The organism is Microbacterium sp. zg-Y818 (assembly GCF_030246905.1).
In the GTDB taxonomy this organism is placed as follows: domain Bacteria; phylum Actinomycetota; class Actinomycetes; order Actinomycetales; family Microbacteriaceae; genus Microbacterium.
Genome location: NZ_CP126741.1, coordinates 1,032,897 through 1,050,094, shown reverse-complemented (window position 1 = coordinate 1,050,094; position 17,198 = coordinate 1,032,897). Strand labels below are relative to the sequence as shown.

Annotated in this window: 16 protein-coding genes; 5 read left to right on the top strand and 11 right to left on the bottom strand. The window is 70.1% G+C overall.

Translation table 11 applies throughout. The annotated features are described in order from the left end of the window. Positions 1 to 81: 81 nt before the first annotated feature. The 3 genes from def to QNO21_RS04730 are packed head-to-tail and all read right to left on the bottom strand — an operon-like array spanning position 82 to position 5,611. Entirely contained in the window at positions 82 to 573 is a 492-nt protein-coding gene (gene def / locus QNO21_RS04740; protein ID WP_257518722.1) for a peptide deformylase, read from the bottom strand. Beyond that, positions 573 to 2,156: a MinD/ParA family ATP-binding protein gene (locus tag QNO21_RS04735; protein WP_257518721.1), complete on the bottom strand. Its 1,584-nt coding sequence runs from the start codon at positions 2,154 to 2,156 to the stop codon at positions 573 to 575. The genes def and QNO21_RS04735 overlap by 1 nt, the downstream gene beginning before the upstream one ends. Positions 2,157 to 2,203: 47 nt before the next feature. Continuing rightward, positions 2,204 to 5,611 (bottom strand): pyruvate carboxylase, encoded by a 3,408-nt coding sequence (locus QNO21_RS04730; RefSeq protein WP_257518720.1) that lies wholly within the window; start codon positions 5,609 to 5,611, stop codon positions 2,204 to 2,206. 93 nt (positions 5,612 to 5,704) lie between these two features. Here QNO21_RS04730 and QNO21_RS04725 point away from each other — a divergent pair, with 93 nt between their 5' ends. Beyond that, a complete protein-coding gene (locus QNO21_RS04725) occupies positions 5,705 to 6,514 on the top strand; it encodes a ParA family protein (protein WP_257514950.1) in 810 nt (269 codons plus the stop codon). A gap of 204 nt (positions 6,515 to 6,718) precedes the next feature. Here QNO21_RS04725 and QNO21_RS04720 read toward each other — a convergent pair whose 3' ends face one another. The 3 genes from QNO21_RS04720 to QNO21_RS04710 form a co-directional block, all read right to left on the bottom strand. Then, a complete protein-coding gene (locus tag QNO21_RS04720) occupies positions 6,719 to 7,264 on the bottom strand; it encodes a MerR family transcriptional regulator (RefSeq protein ID WP_257518719.1) in 546 nt (181 codons plus the stop codon). Positions 7,265 to 7,358: 94 nt separating this feature from the next. Next, positions 7,359 to 8,042 carry a transcriptional regulator FtsR gene (ftsR, locus tag QNO21_RS04715; RefSeq protein ID WP_257518717.1) on the bottom strand — a complete coding sequence of 228 codons (684 nt, stop codon included), beginning with the start codon at positions 8,040 to 8,042 and terminating at the stop codon, positions 7,359 to 7,361. After that, positions 8,042 to 8,536: an FHA domain-containing protein gene (locus QNO21_RS04710; protein WP_257514947.1), complete on the bottom strand. Its 495-nt coding sequence runs from the start codon at positions 8,534 to 8,536 to the stop codon at positions 8,042 to 8,044. The genes ftsR and QNO21_RS04710 overlap by 1 nt, the downstream gene beginning before the upstream one ends. A 173-nt stretch (positions 8,537 to 8,709) precedes the next feature. Here QNO21_RS04710 and QNO21_RS04705 point away from each other — a divergent pair, with 173 nt between their 5' ends. Then, complete coding sequence (locus tag QNO21_RS04705) at positions 8,710 to 9,075, top strand: hypothetical protein (protein WP_257518716.1); 366 nt, start codon at positions 8,710 to 8,712, stop codon at positions 9,073 to 9,075. 51 nt (positions 9,076 to 9,126) lie between these two features. Here QNO21_RS04705 and QNO21_RS04700 read toward each other — a convergent pair whose 3' ends face one another. After that, entirely contained in the window at positions 9,127 to 9,507 is a 381-nt protein-coding gene (locus QNO21_RS04700) for a four-helix bundle copper-binding protein (RefSeq protein WP_257518715.1), read from the bottom strand. Between the two features lie 121 nt (positions 9,508 to 9,628). On the opposite strand from QNO21_RS04700, the gene QNO21_RS04695 reads away from it, so the two are divergent. After that, positions 9,629 to 10,303 (top strand): copper resistance CopC family protein, encoded by a 675-nt coding sequence (locus tag QNO21_RS04695; RefSeq protein WP_257518714.1) that lies wholly within the window; start codon positions 9,629 to 9,631, stop codon positions 10,301 to 10,303. 10 nt (positions 10,304 to 10,313) lie between these two features. Next, positions 10,314 to 11,714, top strand: coding sequence for a dihydrolipoyl dehydrogenase (gene lpdA / locus QNO21_RS04690; protein WP_257518713.1), 1,401 nt, complete (start codon positions 10,314 to 10,316; stop codon positions 11,712 to 11,714). Between the two features lie 107 nt (positions 11,715 to 11,821). Here the strand turns inward: lpdA and QNO21_RS04685 are convergent, their stop codons facing one another. The 3 genes from QNO21_RS04685 to QNO21_RS04675 form a co-directional block, all read right to left on the bottom strand. Next, positions 11,822 to 12,487 (bottom strand): CYTH domain-containing protein, encoded by a 666-nt coding sequence (locus tag QNO21_RS04685; RefSeq protein WP_257518712.1) that lies wholly within the window; start codon positions 12,485 to 12,487, stop codon positions 11,822 to 11,824. A 4-nt stretch (positions 12,488 to 12,491) separates the two neighbouring features. Then, entirely contained in the window at positions 12,492 to 12,725 is a 234-nt protein-coding gene (locus tag QNO21_RS04680) for a response regulator (RefSeq protein ID WP_257516353.1), read from the bottom strand. Positions 12,726 to 12,800: 75 nt separating this feature from the next. After that, positions 12,801 to 13,721: an NAD(P)-dependent oxidoreductase gene (locus tag QNO21_RS04675; protein WP_257518711.1), complete on the bottom strand. Its 921-nt coding sequence runs from the start codon at positions 13,719 to 13,721 to the stop codon at positions 12,801 to 12,803. A gap of 133 nt (positions 13,722 to 13,854) precedes the next feature. Here QNO21_RS04675 and QNO21_RS04670 point away from each other — a divergent pair, with 133 nt between their 5' ends. Next, a complete protein-coding gene (locus tag QNO21_RS04670; RefSeq protein WP_257516355.1) occupies positions 13,855 to 14,586 on the top strand; it encodes a glutamine amidotransferase in 732 nt (243 codons plus the stop codon). A gap of 25 nt (positions 14,587 to 14,611) precedes the next feature. On the opposite strand, the gene QNO21_RS04665 is transcribed toward QNO21_RS04670, so the two are convergent. Then, positions 14,612 to 17,047, bottom strand: a complete 2,436-nt coding sequence (locus tag QNO21_RS04665) for a glycogen/starch/alpha-glucan phosphorylase (protein ID WP_257518941.1) — start codon at positions 17,045 to 17,047, stop codon at positions 14,612 to 14,614. Positions 17,048 to 17,198 lie beyond the last annotated feature (151 nt).

Sequence of the window (17,198 nt, the reverse complement as noted above, 5' to 3'; positions counted from 1 at the left end):
CCGCTGACGAAGAAGGCCCGGGGAATCGATCCCCGGGCCTTCTTGCGTGGTGCCGCTGTTGCCCGCAGCACGCGGTGGGCGTCAGAACCAGCTGGACTCGCGCACCTCGCGCATGGCCGCACGGCGCTCTTCGGGCGTGAGCCGATCGAGGTAGAGCATGCCGTCGAGGTGGTCCGTCTCGTGCTGCAGCGCCTGCGCGAGCAGGCCGTCGCCTTCGAGCACGACCTCGTTCCCGTCGAGGTCGATCCCGATGACCTTGGCGTGCGGATGCCGGACGGCGTCATGCCACAGGCCGGGGACCGACAGGCATCCCTCGCCCATCGGCACCGCCTCGCCCGAGACCTCCACCAGCCGGGGATTGAGGATGTAGCCGATGTCGCCGTCGATGTTGTAGCTGAAGGCGCGCAGGCCCACGCCGATCTGATTCGCGGCGACGCCGGCACGGCCGGGGAGCGCGACGGTGTCGAGCAGGTCCCGGACGAGTGCACGCACGCCGTCGTCGATGTCGTGGATCGGTGCGCACGCCGACCGCAGCACGGGGTCGCCGAACAGGCGGATGTCGCGGACGGCCATCAGACAGCGGGCGCGAGGTCGCGCAGGCCCTCGATGACGGTGGCTGCCAGCTCACGCGCCGCCGTGCGCGTGGTCGGGTGCAGCTCGCGGAACGAGATGGCACTTCCGGCGGCGATGTGCGGGTCGTACGGCACGTGCACGACGGAGCGCACGCGCGAGCGGAAGTGGGCTTCGAGCTCTGCGGGACGCACGAGCGGAGCTCCCGGGCGGCTCGCGTTGAGCACCACCACGGCGTTGCGGGCCTTGTCGGCGTGGCCGTTGGCTTCGAGCCATGTGAGCGTCTCGGATGCCAGGCGCGCCTCGTCGACGCTGAGACCCGTCACCACGATGATCGCGTCGGCCAGCTCCAGAGTCGCCCCCATGACGGAGTGGACGATGCCGGTGCCGGTGTCGGTGAGCACGACCGAGTAGTAGTGGGCAGCGAACTGCGCGACGTCGTTGTAATCCTCGTCGTTGAAGGCTTCCGAGACGTGCGGGTCGGTGTCGGATGCCAGCACGTCGAGCCGGGTCTCGTCGCGCACCACGATGTCCGACAGATCGTGGTAGCCCGAGATCTCCCCGCGGCGGCGCACCAGATCGCGCACCGTCTTTCCGCTGGGGTGACCGATCCGGTCGGCCAGCGTGCCCCGGTCGGGGTTGGCGTCGACGGCGATGATGCGGTCGTCGCGGGCGTCAGCGAGGGCCATGCCCAGCAGCGTTGTGATGGTGGTCTTGCCGACGCCGCCCTTGCGGGAGAGCACCGGGACGAACTTCGCGTTGCCGGTGAGCGTCGCGGCGATGCGGCGGTCCAGCTCTTTGCGCTCGCGCGCGCGGCGACCGTCACCGAGGTTGATGCGATGGCGAGACAGGGAGTACAAGAGGTGCTGCCAGGTGCCTTCCGGTTCGGGCCTGACCACGTGGTGCGGGTCGAGCAGACGGTCAGCGGTGAGCAGCTCGGCGGACTCGCGACCGGGCTCGATCTCGCCGAGGCGGCGGGGCGCGAGCTCCGCGCTGCGCGCACGCATGCGCTCGGCCGTGCGCGGGTGCGCCTCGTCCATGGCGCGCGCACGCCGGGCTGCGGCAGTCGACGCGGACGCCGATGTCGCGACGACACCGGACGGAGTGACCGCGTCGACAGCGGACGCAGAGCCGGTGACGGGACCGGACGTGGGTGCGTCGACGGCGCCCGTGGCGGCAGCAGACGCCGCGGCATCCACCTCCGCCGCGCTGACGGCCGTCGACGGCGCGACGACCTCGTCGGCGAACTCCTCGTCGTCAGCGAGCTCCTGGAATGCCGAGCGGTGCAGCTCCCCGGTCTCATCGTCGACCGTGACGTCCTCTGCGGCGACGATGTCGACGTTGCCGGTGGCGGGGTCGGTGGCCGGGGCGAACCCGATGGGAACGAAGCTCTCATCGATCACGACGCCGTCGTCGACGGCCTCGTCGTCGTCATCGTCATCGTCGGTCGAGGGCAGCACGACGTCGACCCGGGCCGTGGCGGCGCCGAGGACTCCGATACCGGTGGTGTCCAGGTTCGCGCCGTCGGCGAGGACGCCGTTCTCGGGCTCTTCGTCGTGGGTCGGGTCGTTGCGCTCGGGCGTCACAGCTCACTCCAAGTAGGGTTCGGGCCAGCTGCGCCCGCCCTGACAGGCTACTCGGAGGGGCGGACGACGGCCAAAAGGTCTCCGGCCTCCACCTGCTGGGTCCCCGACAGCGCCAGCCGCTCGATGACCCCGTCGACCGGGGAGGTGATCGCCGCTTCCATCTTCATGGCCTCGATCGACGCGATCGGCTGACCTGCGGTGACCGTGTCGCCCTCCTGCACCTTGACCGTCACGACACCCGAGAACGGGGCTGCCACCTGGCCGGGCTTGGAGGTGTCGGCCTTCTCGGCCTGGCGGTGTGCGACGTCGATCCCGCGGTCTCGCACGAACACCGGCCGCAGCTGGCCGTTGAGGGTCGTCATGACCGTGCGCATGCCCTTGTCATCGGCCTCGCCGATGGCCTCGAGGCCGACGTACAGCTGCACGCCCCGCTCGATCTCCACGACGTGCTCCGTGCCGGACGCCAGCCCGTACAGGTAGTCGACCGTGTCGAGCGCGCTGAGGTCGCCGTACGTGTCCCGAACCTCCTGGAAAGCGCGCGTCGGCCCCGGGAAGAGCAGCCGGTTGAGGGTGCGGCGGCGCGTGGCCGCATCGTCCTCGAGCGCGGCGGCGTCGTCGGCAGCCAGCTCCGTCACCCCGATCTTGACCTCGCGCCCCTGCAGCACCTTTGTACGGAAGGGCTCCGGCCATCCGCCCGGCAGCTCGCCGAGCTCCCCCGCCATGAAGCCGACGACCGAGTCGGGCACGTCGTACTTCTGCGGGTTCGCCTCGAAGTCGGCTGGGTCCGCTTTGACGGCTGCGAGGTGCAGCGCGAGGTCGCCGACCACCTTCGACGACGGGGTCACCTTCGGGATACGGCCGAGGATGGCGTCTGCCGCGGCGTACATGTCCTCGATGAGCTCGAAATCGTCGGCCAGCCCCAGCGCGATCGCCTGCTGGCGCAGGTTCGACAGTTGACCGCCCGGGATCTCGTGCCGGTAGACCCGTCCCGTGGGCCCGGGCAGGCCGGACTCGAACGGACGGTACAGGGCGCGGACCGCCTCCCAATAGGGCTCGAGGTCACTCACCGCGGACAGGTCCAGTCCGGTGTCGCGTTCGGTGTTCGCAAGCGCGGCGACCAGCGCCGACAGCGAAGGCTGGCTCGTGGTGCCCGACATCGGCGCGGCGGCGGCGTCGACGGCATCCGCGCCGGCGGCACTGGCCGCGAGCAGGGTGGCGAGCTGACCTCCGGCGGTGTCGTGCGTGTGCACGTGCACCGGCTGGTCGAACCGCTCGCGCAGCGCCGACACAAGACGCGCGGCGGCGGCGGGACGAAGCAACCCCGCCATGTCCTTGATCGCCAGGATGTGTGCGCCGGCATCCACCATCTGCTCGGCCAGGCGCAGGTAGTAGTCGAGCGTGTAGAGGTCCTCGCCGGGGTTGAGCAGGTCACCGGTGTAGCAGAGGGCGACCTCGGCGACAGCGCTGTCGGTGGCGAGCACCGCGTCGATGGCCGGACGCATCTGCGACACGTCGTTGAGGGCGTCGAAGATGCGGAAGATGTCCACACCGGATGCCGCGGCCTCATGCACGAAGGCGTCGGTGACGGCGGTGGGGTACGGGGTGTAGCCGACGGTGTTGCGCCCGCGCAGCAGCATCTGGATCGCCACATTCGGAAGGGCGGTGCGGAGAGCGTCGAGGCGCTCCCACGGGTCCTCGCCGAGGAAGCGCAGCGCCACGTCGTAGGTGGCGCCGCCCCAGGCCTCCATCGACAGCAGTTGCGGGGTGAGCCGGGCGACGTACGGTGCGGCGGTGACGAGGTCCTTCGTGCGCACCCGGGTGGCCAGCAGCGACTGGTGGGCGTCGCGGAACGTCGTCTCGGTGACGGCGAGGGCCGTCTGCTCGCGCAGCGCCTTCGCGAAACCGGCGGGGCCGAGTTCGAGCAGCCGCTGGCGCGAGCCATCGGGAGCGGGCGTGGTGAGGTCGAGCGCCGGGAGCTTGGATGCCGGATCGACCGTGACCGGGTTGGCGCCGTTGGGGCGGTTGACGGTGACGTCGGCGAGCCACCCCAGGATCTTCGACCCGCGGTCCTTGGACTCCCTCCCCTTGGCCAGGTGCGGCCGCTCGTCGATGAACGACGTCGAGAGGTCGCCGGCGACGAACGCGGGGTCTTCGAGAACCGACTGCAGGAACGGGATGTTGGTGGACACCCCGCGAATGCGGAACTCGGCCAGCGCGCGGCGGGAGCGCAGGACCGCGGCTTCGAAGTCGCGGCCGCGACACGTGAGCTTGGCGAGCATGGAGTCGAAGTGCGGGCTGATCTGGGAGCCTGCGGCGGTGGTGCCGCCATCCAGGCGGATGCCGGCGCCGCCCGGCGAGCGATACGTGGTGATCTTGCCAGTGTCGGGCCGGAAGCCCTGCGACGGATCCTCGGTGGTGATGCGGCACTGCAGCGCGGCGCCGCGCAGGCGGATGTCCTCCTGACGCAGGCCGAGCTCGTCGAGGGTCTCCCCCGCCGCGATGCGCATCTGCGCCTGCACGAGGTCGACGTCGGTCACCTCTTCGGTGACCGTGTGCTCGACCTGGATGCGCGGGTTCATCTCGATGAAGACGACCTCGCCGGTGCGGGGCCCCGCCGTCTCGAGCAGGAACTCGACCGTTCCGGCATTCTGATAGCCGATCGACTCGGCGAACGCCACGGCGTATCGGTGCAGCGACTGGCGCACGTCCTCGTCGAGGTTCGGCGCCGGCGCGATCTCGATGACCTTCTGGTGGCGTCGCTGCACCGAGCAGTCCCGCTCGAACAGGTGCACGGTGTGGCCGGCCTTGTCTGCCAGGATCTGCACCTCGATGTGGCGGGGCCGCTGCACGGCCTGCTCGAGGAACACCCGAGCGTCACCGAACGCGCTCTCGGCCTCGCGCATCGCCTCGGCCATGGCGGGGGCGAGCTCCTCCGGCTTCTCGACTCGTCGCATCCCGCGCCCGCCGCCGCCGGCGACGGCCTTGACGAAGATGGGGAAGCCGATCTCCTCGGCCTCGGCGAGCAGCGCGTCGACGTCGTCGGATGCCTCGGTGGAACGCAGCACGGGCACGCCGGCGGCGACCGCGTGGTGCTTGGCGGTGACCTTGTTGCCGGCCATCTCGAGCACTTCGGCCGGCGGGCCGATGAACGTGATGCCGGCCGCGGCCGCCTTTGCCGCGAGCTCGGGGTTCTCCGAGAGGAAGCCGTAGCCGGGATAGATGGCATCCGCCCCGCTCTCGGTCGCCACGCGGATGATCTCGTCGACGTCGAGGTAGGCGCGCACGGGATGCCCCTGCTCGCCGATGCGGTACGCCTCGTCGGCCTTCAGCCGGTGCAGCGAATAGCGATCCTCGTAGGGGAAGACGGCGACGGTCCGTGCGCCGAGTTCGAAGGCCGCGCGGAATGCGCGGATGGCGATCTCGCCTCGGTTCGCGACCAGGATCTTGCGGAACATGCTCACCTCACGTGGGATGACCGGGGCGCGCATCGCTGGACGCCGGAATGCCTGAGTGTGCTCACAGCCTAGAGGACGGTAACGTAGACCTCCGTGCACGTACTCTCCGTCAGTTCGCTCAAGGGCGGGGTCGGCAAGACGACGGTCACGCTAGGGCTCGCATCCGCTGCGTTCGCTCGCGGTGTCCGCACCCTCGTCGTCGACCTCGACCCGCAGTCCGACGTGTCGACGGGGATGGACATCCAGGTCGCCGGTCGCCTGAACGTCGCCGATGTCCTCGCCAATCCGAAGGAGAAGGTCGTCCGTCAGGCGATCACCTCCAGCGGCTGGGCCAAGGTGCATCCCGGCACGATCGACGTGATGATCGGCAGCCCTTCGGCGATCAACTTCGACGGCCCGCACCCGAGCGTGCGCGACGTCTGGAAGCTCGAGGAGGCGCTCGCGACCATCGAGGCGGACTACGACCTCGTGCTGATCGACTGCGCGCCGTCACTGAACGCGCTCACGCGTACCGCGTGGGCGGCGTCGGACCGCGTGATCGTGGTCACCGAGCCCGGGCTCTTCTCCGTCGCCGCCGCCGACCGCGCGCTTCGGGCGATCGAAGAGATCCGCCGCGGGCTGTCACCGCGGCTGCAGCCGCTCGGGATCGTGGTGAACCGGGTGCGTCCGCAGTCCATCGAGCACCAGTTCCGCATCAAGGAGCTGCGCGACATGTTCGGTCCGCTCGTGCTGTCGCCGCAGTTGCCGGAGCGCACGTCGCTGCAGCAGGCGCAGGGCGCCGCGAAGCCGCTGCACATCTGGCCCGGCGACTCGGCGCAGGAGCTGGCCGCCGACTTCGACGCTCTGCTGGACCGCGTCATGCGCACGGGTCGCATCGCCGACCCCGCCGAGGCCCGCGCCTGACCCCTCGCCGCTGCTGCTGCTGCCGGGTGAGTATTCGTCGCGCCGAGTGAGTATTCGTTGCGGCGGGTGCCCCCCGCGGCAAGCATGCGGCCGCGGCCTGAGACACCGGCGGCCACCAAGCTACGTAGACCGTCGCGAATTCTCGACGAGTGCGACCGAGAAACGCGAGTACTACTCGAGAACGCGAATACTCACTCGCGAGGGTCAGGCGGTGCGCTTCGAGCGGCGAGCGGCGAGCTCGTCGAGGGAGTCCGGCGCCTGCGCGTCGAAGTCCACCAGCGTGGACTCGACCTCGCGCAGCACCTTGCCCACGGCGATGCCGAAGACGCCCTGCCCGCGGCTCACGAGGTCGATGACCTCGTCGTTCGAGGTGCACAGGTACACCGACGCACCGTCGCTCATCAGCGTCGTCCCTGCCAGGTCGCGGATGCCGGCCGCGCGCAGCTGGTCGACCGCGGTGCGGATCTGCTGCAGCGAGATGCCGGTGTCGAGCAGGCGCTTCACGAGCTTGAGCACGAGGATGTCGCGGAAGCCGTACAGCCGCTGCGATCCCGACCCCGAGGCTCCCCGAACCGTCGGCTGCACGAGTTCCGTGCGTGCCCAGTAGTCCAGCTGCCGGTACGTGATGCCGGCGGCGCGCGCCGCCTGCGCCCCGCGATAGCCGGCTTCGTCGTCCATCTGCGGAAGTCCGTCGGTGAACAGGAGGTCGGCGAGGAACGGCTGCCCGTCGGCCGCTTCGTCAGCGGTCATGCTCGTCTCCTCAAATGTTCGGTCGGTTCTTCCACGCTAGAGGAGCCGAGGGGCACCTTCAATGACATCCGCTTCCAGACGTCGGCGTGTCGCGCTACGGCGTGATTCTCTCGAGCGCCGTCTGCACGAAAGCGACACGCAGCTCGTCCAGCCGGCGCACGAGTTCGGGTGCCAGCTCACCCGCACGGGCGCGGGCGTTGGTGTCGCTGCGACGCAGCATGGGTGCCAGCGCCGTCTCGACCAGGGCGACATCGCGCTCGGCGTTCTGGCGCAGCGAGCGCAGGTGGCGGGGCTGGATGCCGTGTTCTGCCAGCCCGGCCAGCGCGCGCAGCAGCGTCAGCGCGCGCTCGTCGTAGCTGTCTGCACCGGCCAGCAGACCCGCGGTGATCGCGTCGCCGAGCAGCCCGGCCTCGGCGCCGGCGGCGGCGATGAGCTCGTCTCGCCGGTATCGGCGCGGGGTGGCCGTGATCGACGGCGGCATGAGCGCGCCGAGGTCGTGACCCGCGTCGCGCTCGTCGAGCACTTCGCGGATGCGCTGCAGCGGCATGTAGTGGTCACGCTGGAGCGACAGGGCCAGCCGCAGCCGCTCGAGGTCGCCCGGGGAGAACTTGCGGTAGCCCGACTCTGTGCGCGTGGGCGCGACGATCCCCTGCACCTCGAGGAAGCGCAGCTTGCTGCTGGTGAGGGAGGGGAATTCAGGTGACAGCCGGGCCAGTACCTGCCCGATGCTGAGATATCCCGCGGGCGCTGAGCGTCCGCGGGGTGAGGCCTGAGCCATCAAGCGCTCGCCGCGCGGTCGACCGGTGCGATGAAGAAGTTGAGCCGGAACTTGCCGATGCGCACCTCGGCGCCGTCGGTGAGGATGGCGCGGTCCACCCGCTCGCCGTTGACGTAGGTGCCGTTCAGCGACCGCTGGTCGACGATCTCGAACGTGAGTCCGGTGCGTGTGATCTCGGCGTGACGGCGCGAGACGGTCACGTCATCGAAGAAGATGTCCGCTTCGGGGTGGCGGCCGATCGTGGCGACGTCGCTGTCGAGCAGGTACCGCGCGCCTGCCGTGGGGCCGGAGCGGACCATGAGCAGCGCCGACCTCGACGGCAGCGAGGCGATCGCCTCGAGCTCTGCCTCGGTCAGTTCGCTGCCGAACGGCACGAAGGACAGGTCCGAGTCGTGACCGAAGGTCTGCGTCGTATCCGACCCGCCCGCAGGGGTGCTCGCATCCGCCGCATTGCGGTGGATGTTTCCGTGCTCTCGACGGTCGTTCTCGTCCACGCTTCCTCCTTGGCGATTCAGCCTAGTGGATGCGCCGTGGCGCGTGCAGTGCGAATCGAGCCGCACACACCGGGCGCGGGGTGTTTCGGTGTGTGTCGTCGCGCGTGCCGATGCGGCCTCCCGCACGTAGCGTGGCCTGCGTCAGCCCCGGAGAACCAGGAAGGAACCGCGCCATGACCACGCCGCGCAACCACCGCCCGCCCACCGAGGTGCGTGAGCGGACGGCCTGCATGTGCATGCTCGGGCAGCGGTGCTCGGTGTTCGCCCCCGGCCACGCGGTGCACCTCATCCAGGCCCGCCTGGCGTCGGCGACCCCGGCCGAATGGTCGGACGCGATCGTGGACGAGGTGGATGCCGCCGCCGGGACGGTCTCGCTGCGCGCCGTCGACACCGGCGAGTCCGCGATCGTATGGAGCGCGGCGGGCGCGGCGCACGTCGCTGAGGTCGGCACCCCGGTCGCCCTCCACCGCCGCTACCAGGTGCTGGCCGTGGGCAGACGGTGGTTCAACGTCGCTCCGATCGGCGGGCACGCCGAGTAGGAGCGTCCGTCCCCGGGACGAACGAAGCCGACGGATCCGGAAGGCGCCGACTCAGACCGTCATCGAGTCCTTGACCGCCTGGCACGCGTCGATGCATGCGCGGCACGCCTGGGCGCACATGCGGCACACCTCGCTCATCTCGGCGTGCGGCAGGCACATGTCCTCGCACGTGGCGCACATCGCGATGCAGGCATCCAACACCGCCATCATCGACGCGGGCGTCATGCCCTGCATCCGCAGCATGGCGCGCATCATCGTGTTGCACATGTCGGCGCAGTTCATGCACGCCGGTGCGCAGTCCATCATCTGCGTCGAACACACCACACACGCCTGCTCGCACGCGGAACACGCGTCCATACACGCCTGCATCAGCGCCATGTCCATCGTGTCCATGCCGGGAACCGCCGACATGTCCTTCGACACGGCATCCATCATCCTGGAGTCCATCGCCCACCTCTTATCGTCCGTGCTCGACGAGCAGGGGGCCCGCCTGCCGGTCATGGTAGGACGGCCGGCCGACGCGCGGTAGCCCCCGGGTAGGGTCGGAGAGGTGATGCCCTCCCCCACCCGCACCCCCCGCCGAGCCCTTCTGGGCACCCTCACCGCCGCCCTGGGATTGAGCCTGGCCGGTGTGCTTGCGACAGCGGCCCCCGCCGCCGCGCACGACGAGCTGATCGCGTCGGATCCCGCCGACGGGAGCACGGTCGCCGCGCTGCCGCCCGAATTGACGCTCACGTTCTCGGCCGGTGTCCTCGACGAGCCCACCGCGACGCTGGTGGAGGTGACGGATGCCGCCGGCACCGACCTCACCGACGGCGATCCGGTCGTCGACGGCACCGTCGTCACCCAGTCGCTCGAGGGCGACGCGGCCGGTGAGGTCACCGTCACCTGGAAGGTGACCTCCAGTGACGGCCACCCCATCGACGGTCAATTCCGCTTCGAGATCACGGCAGCCGGCGCGCCGACGCCTACCCCGGAGGCAGTCACCGCACCCCCCGCCACCGCCGAGCCGACCGCGGACGAGATCACCGCGCCGGCTACGGAGTCGGCAACGCCCACCCCCGCAGCTGACGACGATGCCGCCTCGGTGCTGCCCTGGGCGCTCGGAGGAATCGTGCTGCTGGCCGCCATCGCCGCCGTGGCGTACCTGCTCGGCTCCCGCGCCCGACGCCGGCGCACCGACGGGGCTGCGGGCGGCCCCCAGGAACGCCCGGCCGACGAGGACTAGGCTGGTGGTCATGCCTCACTACGACGTCGTCATCCTCGGCGCGGGCCCCGGCGGGTATGTCGCAGCGGTCCGCAGCGCACAGCTCGGCCTGTCCGTCGCGATCATCGAAGAGAAGTACTGGGGCGGTGTGTGCCTCAACGTGGGCTGCATCCCCTCCAAGGCTCTCCTGCGAAACGCCGACCTCGCCCACACCTTCCTCCACAAGGCCGACCTGTTCGGCATCTCGGGGGATGTGCACTTCGACTTCGGCACCGCGTGGGATCGCAGCCGCAAGGTCGCGGACACCCACGTCAAGGGCATCCACTACCTGATGAAGAAGAACAAGGTCACCGAGTACGAGGGTCGCGGTACCTTCGCGGACGCCCACACGATCGACGTGGCCAAGGCCGACGGCTCGACCGAGCGCGTGACGTTCGACAACGCGATCATCGCGACCGGCTCCCGGGTGCGACTGCTGCCCGGCGTGGAGCTGAGCAAGAACGTGGTGACCTACGAGGAGCAGATCCTCTCCCGCGACCTGCCCGGTTCCATCGTCATCGTCGGCGCCGGCGCGATCGGCATGGAGTTCGCCTTCGTGCTGAGCAACTTCGGCGTGAAGGTCACGATCATCGAGTTCCTCGACCGGGCGCTGCCCAACGAGGACACCGAGGTCTCGAAGGAGATCCAGCGACAGTACAAGAAGTACGGCATCGACATCCTCACCTCCACCAAGGTGGAGTCGGTCACCGACGACGGCTCGAAGGTCACCGTCGCGTACACCGCCAACGCCGATGGCACCCCCGGTTCCATCGAGGCCGACAGGGTCATGATGTCGATCGGCTTCGCCGCCAACGTCGAGGGCTTCGGCCTGGAGAACACCGGCGTCAAGTTGACCGACCGTGGCGCCATCGAGATCGACGACTACATGCGCACCAACGTCGAGGGCATCTACGCCATCGGCGACGTGACCGCGAAGCTGCAGCTGGCCCACGTGGCCGAGGCGCAGGGCGTCGTCGCCGCCGAGACCATCGCCAAGGCCGAGACCCAGACGCTCGGCGACTACCGCATGATGCCGCGGGCGACCTTCTGCTCGCCGCAGGTGGCGTCGTTCGGCCTCACCGAGCAGCAGGCGCGCGACGCCGGCTACGACGTCAAGGTCGCGAAGTTCCCCTTCAGCGCCAACGGCAAGGCCAACGGCCTGGGCGAGCCCATCGGCTTCGTCAAGCTCATCGCGGATGCCGAGCACCTCGAGCTGCTGGGTGGACACCTCATCGGACCCGACGTGTCGGAGCTGCTGCCCGAGCTGACCCTCGCGCAGAAGTGGGACCTCACCGCTCTCGAGGCTGCCCGCAACGTCCACACGCACCCGACGCTGTCCGAGGCCCTGCAGGAGGCCTTCCACGGCCTCGCCGGGCACATGATCAACATCTGACGCCAGACGTCACCGCACCACCTGACGCCGCCCCAAGACGAAGCCGGGGGCGGCGTCAGGCGTTGGTGGCGCGTTTCGTCCCGCTGCGCTCGCTCAGCGGCCGCGGGTCAGAAGCCGAGCGCCCGCGCGAGTTTCGAACCGGATGCCGCGGGGCGCCCGCCCGCCTCGGCCACGAGGGCGTCGGCGGCGGCGAAGAGCGCCGCCCGCTGCTGCGGGTCGGCGGGGGCCGCGGGGCCGAGTTCCAGCTCCCACTCCCGCCAGGATGATTCCGTGCCGTGGCGCTCGTCGCGCGCGGTCACGTGGTCGTCGACGAACTCCGCGACGAGTCCCCCCGCGGCATCCGTCAGGGCATACGCCACGCGCGCGTTGCGGATCCGCGCGAGCGCCGTGAACGGGGGCTCCGCCCACTGCGAGAGAGCATCGACCACGCTCGAGGGCACCGGCAGCTCGAGCAGGTCGGCGGCGGGTTCCTCGCCGAGGGGCCACGCCCACTCGTGCTTTCCCTCGGGCGTGGAGATCTTGATGTGCCAGCCGGCATCGGGTCCCCCCGAGCGGCGCCGCACCGCGACGCCCGCTCGGGCGAGATGTCCCTCGGCGGTGTCGAGATAGCGGGCGTCGAGGTCCCGACGCTCGGCCTCGCCGACGGCGGCGACGCCGGGCAGTGCCGTCCAATCGGGCACGGCCACGGTGTCGTCGACGTCGTACTTGCGCTCCACCTCGAGCGAGCGCTGCGGCTCGTCGTCGGCGGTGGGGCGGTCGGGCTTGCCTGCCACGCGACTACGGCAGGTCGGGGTGGTCGTCGGGGTCGGGGTCGATGTCGTCCTGCGACTCGACGAAGCGGAAGACCGCCTCGGTGGGCCCGTCGTCGTCACCGGTGTTCTCCGGAGCACCTTCCCGCTCGTAGACGACCTGCGTCTCGCTGTAGGGCAGGATCAGCCGGTCCATGTCCGGGTCGTCGAGGGGAAGAACCTGTCCGTCGAGCGGACCTCCGTGCATACGTGCAATAGCCATGAGTTGACCTCCTGCTTCGACCATAGCCCCGCCCGCCTTGCGCTTCCGCGTCGTTGCCCGGCAGCACCGCGGATGCTACGGGCGCGCGCCTTCCCAGCCTCGCAGCGTGCCGTCGGGTGAGGCGAAACGGGCCATGAGCGTGCAGTCCTTGCCCCCCAGGCCCTCTTCGGCCAGCTGATCCAGCTGCGACAGCGCGAGCCGCGCGGCCGGCAGATGCACGCCCGTGGCCTCTCCCGCCTTCACCGCCAGCGCGGCGTCCTTGCGGGCGAGATCGACGGAGAACGTGGCATCGAAGTCGTGGTTGGCGGCTGCCGTCGGCACGACCCCCGGCACCGGGTACCAGGTGCGCTGCGCCCACGACTGGCCGGACGAGGCATCCACCACCTGCCAGAACACGTGCGGATCGAGTCCCAGGTGCTCGGCGAGCTGCGACCCCTCCGACATCGCCAGCACGCTGATGAACAGCATCATGTTGTTCGCGAGCTTGGCGGCGATGCCGCTCGTGGCTTCGCCGCAGGCGATGACCGTGCGGGCCATCGGGTCGACGATCGCGCGCGCCCGCTCGACGTGATCAGGGTGCCCACCCAAGAGGAACGACAGCGTGCCGGCCTCGGCGCCCGCCGTGCCACCCGAGATGGGGCTGTCGACGAACGAGAGTCCGCGCGCGGCGGCCTCGTCGTGGCACCACTGCGACGTGCCGACGTCGACGGTCGACGTGTCCAGCAGCAAGGTGGCGGGTGCCGCGTGCGCGAGCACGCCGCCTTCTCCCCCGTACACGGCGCGCACCTGGTCGGGCCCGGGGAGCGAGGTGAAGCAGGCGTCCGCGCCCTCGAGCGCGTCGGCGAGGCCGTCGGCGATCTGGATGCCGCGGGCGGCGGCCGCTTCGCGGGCGGCAGGCGACGGGTCGACGCCCCGCACGGTGTGTCCGGCGGACACGAGGTGGGCGGCCATGGGCGCACCCATGTGGCCGAGGCCGATCCAGGCGATGGTGGACATGGGGTTCTCCCTGCGACGTCGCTGTCGCGGCCGCGGGGTCTGCGGCCGTCACCAGTCACAATAGGGCGCGCCGCGGCATCCACCGAGCACGGCTGGCCAAGCAGGGGTCTGTGGCGGCATAGACTCAGGCGCGATGAAGCCCTTCCTGCTGCTGGCGACCCGCGCCGAAGACGTGCCCGCCGACGAGGAGTACGCGCTGTTCCTGCGCTACACCGGGCTGGACGAGCGGGATCTCGTGCGCAAGCGGCTCGAAGCGGAGCCGCTGGGCGAGGTGGACCTCGATGACTACTCGGGCGTCTTCGTCGGCGGCGGACCGTTCAACGCCTCGGACCCGCCGGAGAAGAAGTCCGCCGTGCAGCGGCGCGCCGAGGCCGATTTCGCGCGTCTGCTCGACCAGGTGGTGCCGCGGGACTTCCCGTTTCTCGGCGCCTGCTACGGCATCGGCACCCTGGGCTCGCACCAGGGCGCGGTGATCGACGGCACCTATCGCGAGCCGATCAGCGTCGTCACCGTGCAGCGCACGCCCGAAGGCGCCGCCGACCCGCTGCTGGCCGGCCTGCCGGACGAGTTCGCGGCATTCGTCGGCCACAAGGAGTCGATCGCCGTCCTTCCGCCGTCGGCGACGCTGCTGGCGACGTCGCCGGCCTGCCCCGTGCAGATGTTCCGCGTCGGCCGGAACGTCTACGCCACGCAGTTCCATCCGGAGTGCGACGTCGAGGGGATCTCCACCCGCATCCGCGCCTACGCGAAGTACGGATACTTCGCCCCGGACGAACTGGACCTGACGCTCGAGGCGGTGCGCCGGCTGCCGGTGACGCACACCGGTGGCATCCTGCGCGCGTTCGTCGAGCGCTACGCCCGCTGAGGCACCGCCCCGCCGCGCCCCGCCCTCAGTCGACCGCGGGGACGTGCCAGATGCGGTCGATGTACTCGCGCATCGACCGGTCCGAGGAGAAGAACCCCGTGCGGGCGACGTTGAGGATCGCCGACCGGGTCCACGCGTCGCGGTCGGCGTACGCGGCATCCACCCGCGCCTGCGCGTCGATGTACGACCGGTAGTCGGCCAGCACCATGAAGCGGTCGTCGTAGAGCAGGTTCGACACGATCGGCTCGAACACCGACGGGTCACCGCCCGAGAACGCGCCGGATGCGATGAGATCGATCGCACGGCGCAGGTCGTCGTCGCTCTGGTAGTACTCGCTCGGCCGGTAGCCGGCGACAGCGAGCGCTTCGACCTCGGGCTCGCTCATGCCGAAGAGGAAGAAGTTCTCATCGCCGACGAGCTCGCGGATCTCGATGTTCGCGCCGTCGTCGGTGCCGATCGTGAGCGCTCCGTTGAGGGCGAACTTCATGTTGCCGGTGCCCGAGGCCTCCTTGCCCGCGAGCGAGATCTGCTCGGAGAGGTCGGCGGCGGGGATCACGCGCTCGGCGAGGGTGACGTTGTAGTTCGGCGGGAAGAGCACCTGCAGTCGACCCTCCAGACGCGAATCCGTGTTCACGACCGATCCGACGGCGTTGATGAGGTGGATGATGCGCTTGGCCATCGCGTAGCCCGGCGCCGCCTTGGCACCGAAGATCACCGTGCGCGGCTGCAGGGCGGAGACGTCCAGGCGGCCGGAGAGGACGCCCTCGTAGAGCGTCACGACGTGCAGGAGCTTGAGCGTCTGCCGCTTGTACTCGTGCAGACGCTTGACCATGACATCGAGCATGTGGCCGTCGCTGATCTCGAACCCGTCGCGGGCGCGCAGCACCTCGTGCAACCGGCGCTTGTTCGCCGCCTTGACGTCGGCGAAGGCGGCACGGAATTCGGCATCCTCGGCGAACGGCTCGAGTTCGCGCAGGCGATCGAGGTCGGTGACCCACCCGTCGCCGATGGCCGCGGTGATGAGGGACGACAGTTCGGGGTTGGCCAGCCTCAGGAAGCGGCGGGGCGTCACGCCGTTGGTGACGTTGGTGAACTTGCCGGGGAAGAACTCATTGAAGTCGTGCAGCACCGTGTCGCGCAGCAGCTGCGAGTGCAGCTCGGCCACGCCGTTGACCTTCGAGGCGGCGACGGTCGCCAGATACGCCATCCGCACCGAGCGCTGGGGGAACTCCGCGATGATCGACATGTCGCGCACGCGCATCTCGTCGTCCGGGTACGCCTCGCGCACCGCGGCGAGGAAGTCGGCGTTGATGTGGAAGATGATCTCCAGATGGCGCGGCAGCAGCCGCCCCAGCAGGTCCACCGGCCAGGTCTCGAGAGCCTCGGGCAAGAGCGTGTGACAGGTGTAGCCGAAGCACTGCTGCGTGATCTCCCACGCGGCGTCCCAGTCCATGCCCCGCTCGTCGACGAGTACCCGCATGAGCTCGGGCACGGCGATGACGGGGTGGGTGTCGTTGAGCTGGAAGGCGACCCGGTCGGGGAGGGTCCGAAGGTCGGCGTCGCCGAGGTCGTCGAGGATGTCGGCGATGGATGCCGCGACGAAGAAGTACTGCTGCTGCAGCCGCAGCTGCTTGCCCTGGGGCGTGGAGTCCTCGGGGTAGAGGACCTTGGAGATGTTCTCGGCGTAGGTCTGCGCGCGCACGGCCTCTTCGTAGTCGCCGGCGTTGAAGATGCGCAGGTCGAAGGCATCGGTCGCCACGGCGGACCACAGCCGCAGGGTGTTGACGCGCCCGTTGTGGTAGCCCGGCACCATGTAGTTGTACGGCACGGCCCGGACGCTCCAGTCCGGGATCCAGCGGGTGCGGGTGACGCCGCCGTCGTCATAGGTCTCGGTGCGACCGCCGAACGAGACCGTCTGGGCCGCTTCGGGGTGGGGGAACTCCCACGGCGAGCCGAGCGCGAGCCAGGCGTCGGGCTGCTCGACCTGCTGGCCGTCGACGAACGTCTGGCGGAAGATGCCGTATTCGTAGCGGATGCCGTAGCCGACGTTGGGCACGCCCATCGTGGCGAGCGAGTCGATGAAGCACGCCGCAAGCCGCCCCAGGCCGCCGTTGCCGAGCCCCGGTTCGACCTCGATCGCGCGGAGCTCGTCGATGTCGATTCCGCACGCGGCCAGCGCCTCGGTCGCGACGTCGGTCAGGTCTGCGGCGAGCAGGTTGTTGTCGAGCTGGCGCCCCAGCAGGTACTCGGCTGAGAGGTAGCAGACGGTCTTCGCGTGCGACTCGCGCTGAGCCCGCCGGTCTTCCAACCACCGGGCGACGAGATAGTCCCGCACGGTGGTGGCAAGGGCGACGTAGCGGTCGTTGGCGGTGGATGCCGACAGCGTCACCCCTCGCTCGAGGTTGAGGTTCTGCAGGAACTCCTGCACGAATCCATCGACCGTCGGCGCGGGCGGAGCCACCGGCGCGATGGCCAGCGGGTGCGTCGCGCGGTGCGCAGAGGGGGAGGTGCTGTTTGTCTCGAACTGTTGGGCCACGACTACGACGCTACCCACCCTGGCGGGGGTGCGTGAACCACTCCCCCCTTTCCGCCGGTGGTTGCGACGCTCGGCG

What these genes read in the sequence shown, in the direction of transcription:
- def (WP_257518722.1), bottom strand. Translation starts at nt 573, where the DNA reads ATGGCCGTCCGCGACATCCGCCTGTTCGGCGACCCCGTGCTGCGGTCG.
- QNO21_RS04730 (WP_257518720.1), bottom strand. Translation starts at nt 5,611, where the DNA reads ATGTTCCGCAAGATCCTGGTCGCGAACCGAGGCGAGATCGCCATCCGC.
- QNO21_RS04720 (WP_257518719.1), bottom strand. Translation starts at nt 7,264, where the DNA reads ATGACCGCTGACGAAGCGGCCGACGGGCAGCCGTTCCTCGCCGACCTC.
- ftsR (WP_257518717.1), bottom strand. Translation starts at nt 8,042, where the DNA reads ATGGCTCAGGCCTCACCCCGCGGACGCTCAGCGCCCGCGGGATATCTC.
- QNO21_RS04705 (WP_257518716.1), top strand. Translation starts at nt 8,710, where the DNA reads ATGACCACGCCGCGCAACCACCGCCCGCCCACCGAGGTGCGTGAGCGG.
- QNO21_RS04700 (WP_257518715.1), bottom strand. Translation starts at nt 9,507, where the DNA reads ATGGATGCCGTGTCGAAGGACATGTCGGCGGTTCCCGGCATGGACACG.
- QNO21_RS04695 (WP_257518714.1), top strand. Translation starts at nt 9,629, where the DNA reads ATGCCCTCCCCCACCCGCACCCCCCGCCGAGCCCTTCTGGGCACCCTC.
- lpdA (WP_257518713.1), top strand. Translation starts at nt 10,314, where the DNA reads ATGCCTCACTACGACGTCGTCATCCTCGGCGCGGGCCCCGGCGGGTAT.
- QNO21_RS04680 (WP_257516353.1), bottom strand. Translation starts at nt 12,725, where the DNA reads ATGGCTATTGCACGTATGCACGGAGGTCCGCTCGACGGACAGGTTCTT.
- QNO21_RS04675 (WP_257518711.1), bottom strand. Translation starts at nt 13,721, where the DNA reads ATGTCCACCATCGCCTGGATCGGCCTCGGCCACATGGGTGCGCCCATG.
- QNO21_RS04670 (WP_257516355.1), top strand. Translation starts at nt 13,855, where the DNA reads ATGAAGCCCTTCCTGCTGCTGGCGACCCGCGCCGAAGACGTGCCCGCC.